6 protein-coding genes and 1 pseudogene are annotated in these 7,083 nt (G+C 70.1%); 4 read left to right on the forward strand and 3 right to left on the reverse strand.

What is annotated here, in order from left to right:
- The coding region (locus tag QNJ12_RS22895) for a right-handed parallel beta-helix repeat-containing protein (protein WP_300626308.1) at positions 1-967 on the forward strand (967 nt) is incomplete at its 5' end.
- On the forward strand, positions 964-1,650 hold the full coding sequence (locus QNJ12_RS22900; RefSeq protein ID WP_300626310.1) for a transglutaminase family protein: 687 nt from the start codon (positions 964-966) through the stop codon (positions 1,648-1,650). The genes QNJ12_RS22895 and QNJ12_RS22900, both read left to right, overlap by 4 nt.
- Positions 1,651-1,657: 7 nt before the next feature.
- Here QNJ12_RS22900 and QNJ12_RS22905 read toward each other — a convergent pair whose 3' ends face one another.
- Both QNJ12_RS22905 and typA read right to left on the reverse strand, forming a co-directional pair.
- Complete coding sequence (locus tag QNJ12_RS22905) at positions 1,658-2,029, reverse strand: nuclear transport factor 2 family protein (protein ID WP_300626312.1); 372 nt, start codon at positions 2,027-2,029, stop codon at positions 1,658-1,660.
- A 4-nt stretch (positions 2,030-2,033) separates the two neighbouring features.
- Positions 2,034-3,905, reverse strand: coding sequence for a translational GTPase TypA (gene typA, locus QNJ12_RS22910; protein ID WP_300626314.1), 1,872 nt, complete (start codon positions 3,903-3,905; stop codon positions 2,034-2,036).
- 72 nt (positions 3,906-3,977) lie between these two features.
- Between typA and QNJ12_RS22915 the strand changes: the two genes are divergently transcribed.
- On the forward strand, positions 3,978-4,445 hold the full coding sequence (locus tag QNJ12_RS22915; RefSeq protein ID WP_300626316.1) for an NUDIX domain-containing protein: 468 nt from the start codon (positions 3,978-3,980) through the stop codon (positions 4,443-4,445).
- A gap of 12 nt (positions 4,446-4,457) precedes the next feature.
- Here QNJ12_RS22915 and QNJ12_RS22920 read toward each other — a convergent pair whose 3' ends face one another.
- The gene (locus tag QNJ12_RS22920) at positions 4,458-5,108 is read right to left on the reverse strand and encodes a nitroreductase family protein (RefSeq protein ID WP_300626318.1); all 651 of its coding nucleotides are present in this window, start codon (positions 5,106-5,108) and stop codon (positions 4,458-4,460) included.
- Between the two features lie 248 nt (positions 5,109-5,356).
- Between QNJ12_RS22920 and QNJ12_RS22925 the strand changes: the two are divergent.
- Positions 5,357-7,083, forward strand: a pseudogene (locus QNJ12_RS22925) (hypothetical protein); the annotation flags it as partial.

Below are 7,083 nucleotides of genomic sequence, written 5' to 3' on the forward strand. Positions count from 1 at the left end.
GACCGACACCGGCCTCGCGCTGCGTCGTCCGCCGGAGCGGCCACACGACCTCGCGGACGTGTACCGGATCACCCTCGAGCCCCCGCCGGAGGCGCCGATCGAGCTGTTCGCATCGACGCCCGCCGCGCCGATCGAACTGGCGTCGGTGATCGGCGACGCGAGCGCCGGCGACATCGTGCAGCTGGGCGATGGCCGGTACATCGGACCGGCCCGCATCCCCGACGGCGTCACGGTCAGGGGGCTCGGGCCCGACCGGACGACGATCGACGGGATCGAGAGCGTCGCGGTCGTCCTCGGTCGGGGCGCCCGGCTCGAGCACTGCTCGGTCGTCGGCGGCGGGCAGCGCGTGATCTGGCTGCCCAAGACCGTGGTCCGCATCGCGGGGGGCTCCTCGAGCCTCCTCGGGTGCGACATCGACGGGCACATCGACGTCGCCGGCGACGGCGCCAAGGTCTCCTCGTGCCGTGCGGCCGGCCTCGTGGCCGCCGGCGCCGAGCGGCTGACGGTCACGCGATCGACGTTCGAGGGATCGCAGTGGGACTGCTCGATCGACCTGTCCGGAGGTTCGGGGCATGCCGTCGAGAGCTGCGAGCTGAGCGGCTTCCTTGTCGGCATCCGTTGCACCGGCACGGTCGGAGCGGTGCTGCGCGGCAACCGGATCCAGGGTCGTTGGTGGGCGATCCAACTGGTCGACACCGACGGCACCACCGTCATCGGGAACGCGATCGAGCGCACGATGCGGGCGATCGACGTCGACGGCGGCACGCACGCCGAGGTGAGCGGCAACGCCATCAGCGACGGCGACAGCGGCTGTGTCGTCCAGCGCGGCGCCGCCGATGTCGCAGTGGCCGGCAACCGGTGGGAGCGGTGCCGGCTGGGCCTCCTCGCCTGGGACGCCGCCACCGTGCGGCACCACGACAACGCAGCCGTCGACCTGACCGACGCAGCGGTGACGGTCGGACCATGACGGCGCCGAGCCTCGCTCCGACGTGGTTCATCGACGCCGACTCGCCGGCGGTCGGCGACTTCGCACGCGACAGCGCCGCCGGCGCAACGGATCCGACCGAGGTCGCGGTCGCCCTGTTCCACGCCGTGCGCGACGGCATCCGCTACGACCCGTACGGCATCTCGTACGACCCGGCGGCCTTCCGTGCCAGCTCGGTCGTGGCGTCGCCGTCGAACTGGTGCGTCCCGAAGTCGGTCCTGCTCACCGCTGCGGCGCGGCGGCTGGGCATCCCCGCCCGCCTCGGCTTCGCTGACGTGCGCAACCACCTGACGAGCGAGAAGCTCTCGGCCACCATGGGGACCGACCTGTTCGCGTGGCACGGCTACAGCGAGCTGCTGCTCCCGGACCCGGCGGCGCCTGGCACGTCGCGCTGGTTCAAGCTGAGCACGGCGTTCAACATCGAGCTCTGCGAGCGGTTCGGTGTGAAGGTGCTGGAGTTCGACGGGACCGCCGACGCGCTGATGCACCCGTTCGACCAGGCCGGCCGCCGGCACATGGAGTACGTCCGCGACCGCGGCTCCTACGACGATCTGCCCCTCGACGATCTGCTCGCCGACTTCGCCGAGATCTACGGCACCGCGTTCGGCGGAGCGAACGACGTCCACAGCGCTGCGGAGGCCGGCGACGACGCGTTCGGCCCGTGAGGCGTCGTCAGGGGGCCGTGAACCGCTGCCGCCATTCGGGCGGCGGTTCCGAGCCGGCGGTGACCCAGTGCTCGACGCCGGACACGACCTGCCCGTCGACCACCTCGTAGAACCCGGCACACCAGAACGTGTGTGGCGGCTGGTCGACGCGCACCTGAGCGGCGACTCGTGAGCCGGCGCCGAGCGTCTCGACGACGTCGATGCTCCAGCCCTCGGGGTACGCCTGGTTCATTGCGACGAAACCGTCGGCCTCGAATCGCTCGCCGGTCTGGGTCCACTCGACGGTGAGGTCCGGTGCGAGCAGCGCTGCGGCACCGTCCCAATCGCGCGCCTGCATGCGCTCGAAGAGCGCTCGCACGACGTCGGCGGGCTGTGCCATGCCCTCAGCCGGCGGTCGCCGCCAGCTGCTTGGCGTGGCGGATGCGGTCCTGCGGATCGAGGTGCACCTTCCGCAGCCGGATGTGCTTCGGCGTGACCTCGACGCACTCGTCGGCGGCGATGAACTCGAGGGCATGCTCGAGCGAGAGCACGCGATGCGGCGTGAGCTTGACCGTCTCGTCGGCGGACGCGGCACGCACGTTGGTCAGCTTCTTCTCACGGCAGATGTTGACGTCCATGTCGCCGGCCCTCGAGTTCTCGCCGACGATCATCCCGCAGTACACGTCGGTGCCGGGGCCGACCATCATCGACGACCGGTCCTGCAGGTTGAGCATCGCGTAGGTGGTGGCCGGGCCGGTGCGATCGGCAACGACCGACCCGCGCTCACGGGCGCGGATGTCGCCGAACCATGGCTCGTAGCCGTCGAAGATGTGGCTGATCACGCCGGTGCCGCGCGTCTCGGTCAGGAACTCGGTCCTGAAGCCGATCAGGCCGCGCGCCGGCACCAGGTACTCGAGGCGCACCCAGCCGAGGCCGTGGTTGACCATGTTCTCCATGCGGCCCTTCCGACCAGCCAGCAGCTGTGTCACGGCACCGAGGTGCTCGTCGGGCACGTCGATGGTCACCCGCTCGACCGGTTCGTGCTTCTTGCCGTCGATCTCTCGCGTCACGACCTCGGGCTTGCCGACCGTGAGCTCGAAGCCCTCGCGCCGCATCGTCTCGACGAGCACGGCGAGCTGGAGCTCGCCACGGGCCTGCACCTCCCAGGCGTCGGGCCGGTCGGTCGGGTTGACGCGGATGCTGACGTTGCCGACCAGCTCGGCGTCGAGCCGGTTCTTGACCAGGCGAGCGGTCATCTTGTCGCCATCGCGGCCGGCCAGCGGCGACGTGTTGATGCCGACGGTCATCGAGAGCGCCGGCTCGTCGACGGTGATCGTCGGGAGCGCCTCGGGCTCGTCGGCGTCGGCGAGCGTCTCCCCGATCGTGATCTCGGGAATGCCGGCGACGGCCACCAGGTCGCCCGGTCCCGCCGAATCGACCGGTACACGTTCGAGCTGCTCGGTGAGGAACAGCTCGGCGACCTTGGTGCGCTCGACCCGCCCGTCGATGCGGCACCAGGAGACCTGCTTGCCCCGCTCGAGCGTGCCTTCGACGACCCGGCAGAGAGCGAGCCGGCCGAGGTACGGGTTGGCGTCGAGGTTCGTGACCCACGCCTGCAGCTTGGCGTCGGGCGTGTAGCTCGGCGCCGGGATCGTGTCGACGATGACGTCGCAGAGCGTGCCGAGGTCGCCGGACCGGTCGTCGGGGTCGAGCGACGACCAGCCGTCGCGGCCCGAGCAGTAGACGATCGGGAAGTCGAGCTGGGCGTCGTTGGCGTCGAGGTCCATGAACAGCTCGTACGCCTCGTCGACGACCTCGGCGACGCGGGCATCGGGCCGATCGATCTTGTTGATGACCAGGATGACCGGCATGTCGTAGCCGAGCGCCTTGCGCAGCACGAACCGCGTCTGCGGGAGTGGGCCCTCGGCCGCGTCGACGAGGAGCACGATGCCGTCGACCATCGTGAGGGCGCGCTCGACCTCGCCGCCGAAGTCGGCGTGGCCCGGCGTGTCGACGATGTTGAGCGTCACCCCGCCCCATCGCACCGACGTGTTCTTGGCGAGGATCGTGATGCCCTTCTCGCGCTCGAGGTCGTTCGAGTCCATCACCCGCTCGGCGACGTCCTCGTTGGCCCGGAACGCGCCCGCCTGCCGCAGGAGCGAGTCGATCAGCGTGGTCTTGCCGTGGTCGACGTGGGCGACGATGGCGAGGTTGCGCAGGTCGTCACGACGCGCGGGCCCGCGAGGGGTGACGATGGCGTGAGGGGTCTCGGACATGGCCTGACCACGCTATCGGCGCCGCTCCCCGCCCGACGCTCGCCGACGACGGTCACCGGTATCGTCCGCTGCATGGCGATCTCGGACTACCTGCGCGGCATCCGCGAGCGGGTGGGCAACGACCTCGTGCTCCTGCCGAGCGTCACGGTGCTGATCTGGGACGGCCGGGGCCGGCTGCTCCTCATGTGCGAGGCGCAGACGAAGCAGTGGCAGACGGTCGGCGGCACGGTCGATCCCGACGAGTCGCCGTGGGACGCCGCCCGCCGCGAGGCCCTCGAGGAGACCGGCACCGTCGTGCGGCTCGACCGGATCCGCGCCGCAGTCGGCGGGCCGGACTACCGGGTCAATTACCCGAACGGCGATCTCTGCTCGTACGTGGCCACCGTGTTCGACGCGGCGATCGAGTCCGGCGAGCCGACCGACGGCGACGACGAGGTGCACGAGCTGCGCTGGTTCGAGCCCGCCGAGATCGCCGGCCTCGACCTCGATCCGCTCAACCGGCGGCTGCTCACCGACGTCGGCGTGATCGCCGGCAGCTGATCGGCGGCTGGCTCAGCGGCGCTTGTCGCCCCAGCGGTTCCAGTGCGTCACCGCGGCCGCCGGTTTGCGCGGCGCGACGCCGAAGTTGCCCGAGGGGTAGCCGACCGGCACGAGGGCGGCGATCTCGAACGCACCCTCCGGCACGCCGAGCGCGGCGAGCACCTCGTCGGCGTGGATCCGGATCACCGTGGTCAGTGCCGTGCCGAGACCCATCGAGCGCGCTGCGACGCAGAAGTTCTGCACGGCCGGGTAGACCGACGCGTCGAGGCGGCCGATGTCCATCGAACCCTGCTCGTCGCGCGGCTCCCAGGGGATGTTCGCCTGGAGGAAGACGACGATCGCCGGTGCGTCCTGGATCGTGTCGGCGAGGTGGCGGCTGGCGTCACGGGTCCGCTCCCACGATCGGCGGGCGGCGTCGTCGCGGAACTCGCGTGGCACGTCGAGACTCGACTCGTAACGGTCGAAGGCCGCCTTGTACCACTGCGCGACGACGGCCTTCGGTTCGGGTTCGGTGACCACGACGTACTGCTGGGGCTGCACGTTGCCGCCTGACGGCGCCTGCTGAGCGGCTCGTAGGCAGGTCTCGATGTCGGCGTCGGCGACCGGCCGGTCGGTGAACCGACGAATCGCCCGAGTGGTCATGATCGCCTCGATCGCATCCATGCCGCGGACCGTACCTGACGCCGCGTAGCGACCGCCGAGGCGTGAGCAGGGCCCGGTGCCCACACTGCGCGGTCGGGACAACGAAGGTCGCTGCCGGTCTGCTACACCTCTGCGCCATGGTTCGCCCCCTCCCTCGCTTGTCTGTCGTGCGACTGTTGCTCGCCGCCTCGCTGGTCGCGTTGTCGACCGCCTCTCCGATGCTCTCGAGATCCGCGCAGGCATCGCCACGAGGCTTTCCTGTCCGGCATGTGGCCGTCGGTTGGGGCATCTACGACGTGAGCCCTGATGAGCGATTCGCGATCACGGCACGGGTAGGGACGAACGAGTGGGTACGGGTCGATCTGGACTCGGGTGCGTCGACGGCTGTCTCGGGAAGGGGGCAACTCAGCGACAACGACACGCTGTGGCGGATCTCCGACAACAAGCTGGTCCGGGAGACGATCGGCGGCACCACCGATCCGGACGCTCTCGGCTCGTTCCCGACCCCGTGGCTGCCGTCCGAGGTCGACGATGCCGACGCTCGTGGCCGATATGTGTTGGTCTGGGCGACCAGCGGTTCGCTCGGTCGCGTCCGGTCTTTCCTCGTCGACACGACCACGAAGCAGGTCCTCACCCCCGACGGACTCGGAGAGACGAACTCCGCGCGGGGTCGGATCTCTCCCGACGGCAGGATCGTGACGTGGGTCGAGTACGCGAGCGTCGGAGCGACGGACCGATTCGTTCGGTGGGACCGCACGACCGGTGTGCGAGCCGCCGTGCAGCGTCCGGCCGAGCACGACGGGTTCATTCGCGCGTGGTCTGCGTCGCCCGACCTCGAATGGGTCACGTTCTGGTCGTCGGACCCGTCGGTGCTTCCTGGCCTGGTCGACGTCACGCCACGCCTGTTCCGGCGGCACCTACCATCTGGACTCACCCAAGCGGTCCTCGAGCCGACCAATCATCAGGACGTCTCGGCAACGATCCACAACGGTGGACGAGTGATCATCAAGCAGCCGGCACCGACCCTGCCCGGCCCAGGTGGAACGACACCGTACGACGGCGACCAGCTGTTCTACAGCGACGGTGACGGCGATCCGATCCAGATCACCCAGGGTCCCGGTGGCGAACTGCCAACCGGTCCACTCCACGGCCTCGCGCCGTTCTCCTCCCGGGCCGACGCCACTCGAATCGTGCTGTCGTCGCTCGCGGAGAACCTCGACGGATCGAAGGGCGGCTTCTCGGCGCGCGTCTACCGCATCTACGAGGCCACGCTGCCGGCGATTCCCTCCCCGAACTCCGATGCGATCGTGGCCGCCGACGAGGAGATCTGCGTGCCGGTGTTCGGCGCCGATCCCGGCGACTTCGTCGGCGTGAACATCACGCCGATCCTCGCCGGCACGGCCGGGTTCGGCACCCTGCACTCCTCCGACGACGCCGCCGGCGAGACCAGCAACGTCAACTTCGCAGCCGGCACCGTCGACCCCAACGTCGCCTTCGTCGAAGTCGGCAGCGACAACAAGGTCTGCTTCACCAACTCCGAACACGGCCCCGTCCACCTCGTCCTCGACGAACTCATCGTTGGCGACGCCGCCTCGTTCGAGCTCCCCACCACCGACGGCGCCGAACGACTCGCCGACACCCGCCTCGGGCTCGGCGGCGACCAACTCGACGCCAACGAGACCCGCTGCTTCGACGCCGTCGGCGCCGACCCCGGCGACTTCGTCGGCCTCAACGCCACCCCCGTGCTCGCCGACGCCGCCGGCTTCGGCACCCTCCACTCCAGCGACGACACCGCCGGCGACACCTCCAACGTCAACTTCGCAGCCGGCACCGTCGACCCCAACGTCGCATTCGTCGAAGTCGGCACCGACGGCCAGGTCTGCTTCACCAACTCCGAACACGGCCCCGTCCACCTCGTCCTCGACGAACTCATCGTTGGCGACGCCGCCTCGTTCGAGCTCCCCACCACCAACGGCGCCGAACGACTCGCCGACAC

Origin of the sequence: Ilumatobacter sp. (assembly GCF_030065885.1) — a bacterium.
Classification (GTDB): Bacteria; Actinomycetota; Acidimicrobiia; order Acidimicrobiales; family Ilumatobacteraceae; genus Ilumatobacter.

Bases quoted from the DNA above. Each gene is read 5' to 3' on its own strand.
- QNJ12_RS22900 (WP_300626310.1), top strand. From the start codon at position 964: ATGACGGCGCCGAGCCTCGCTCCGACGTGGTTCATCGACGCCGACTCG.
- QNJ12_RS22905 (WP_300626312.1), bottom strand. From the start codon at position 2,029: ATGGCACAGCCCGCCGACGTCGTGCGAGCGCTCTTCGAGCGCATGCAG.
- typA (WP_300626314.1), bottom strand. From the start codon at position 3,905: ATGTCCGAGACCCCTCACGCCATCGTCACCCCTCGCGGGCCCGCGCGT.
- QNJ12_RS22915 (WP_300626316.1), top strand. From the start codon at position 3,978: ATGGCGATCTCGGACTACCTGCGCGGCATCCGCGAGCGGGTGGGCAAC.
- QNJ12_RS22920 (WP_300626318.1), bottom strand. From the start codon at position 5,108: ATGGATGCGATCGAGGCGATCATGACCACTCGGGCGATTCGTCGGTTC.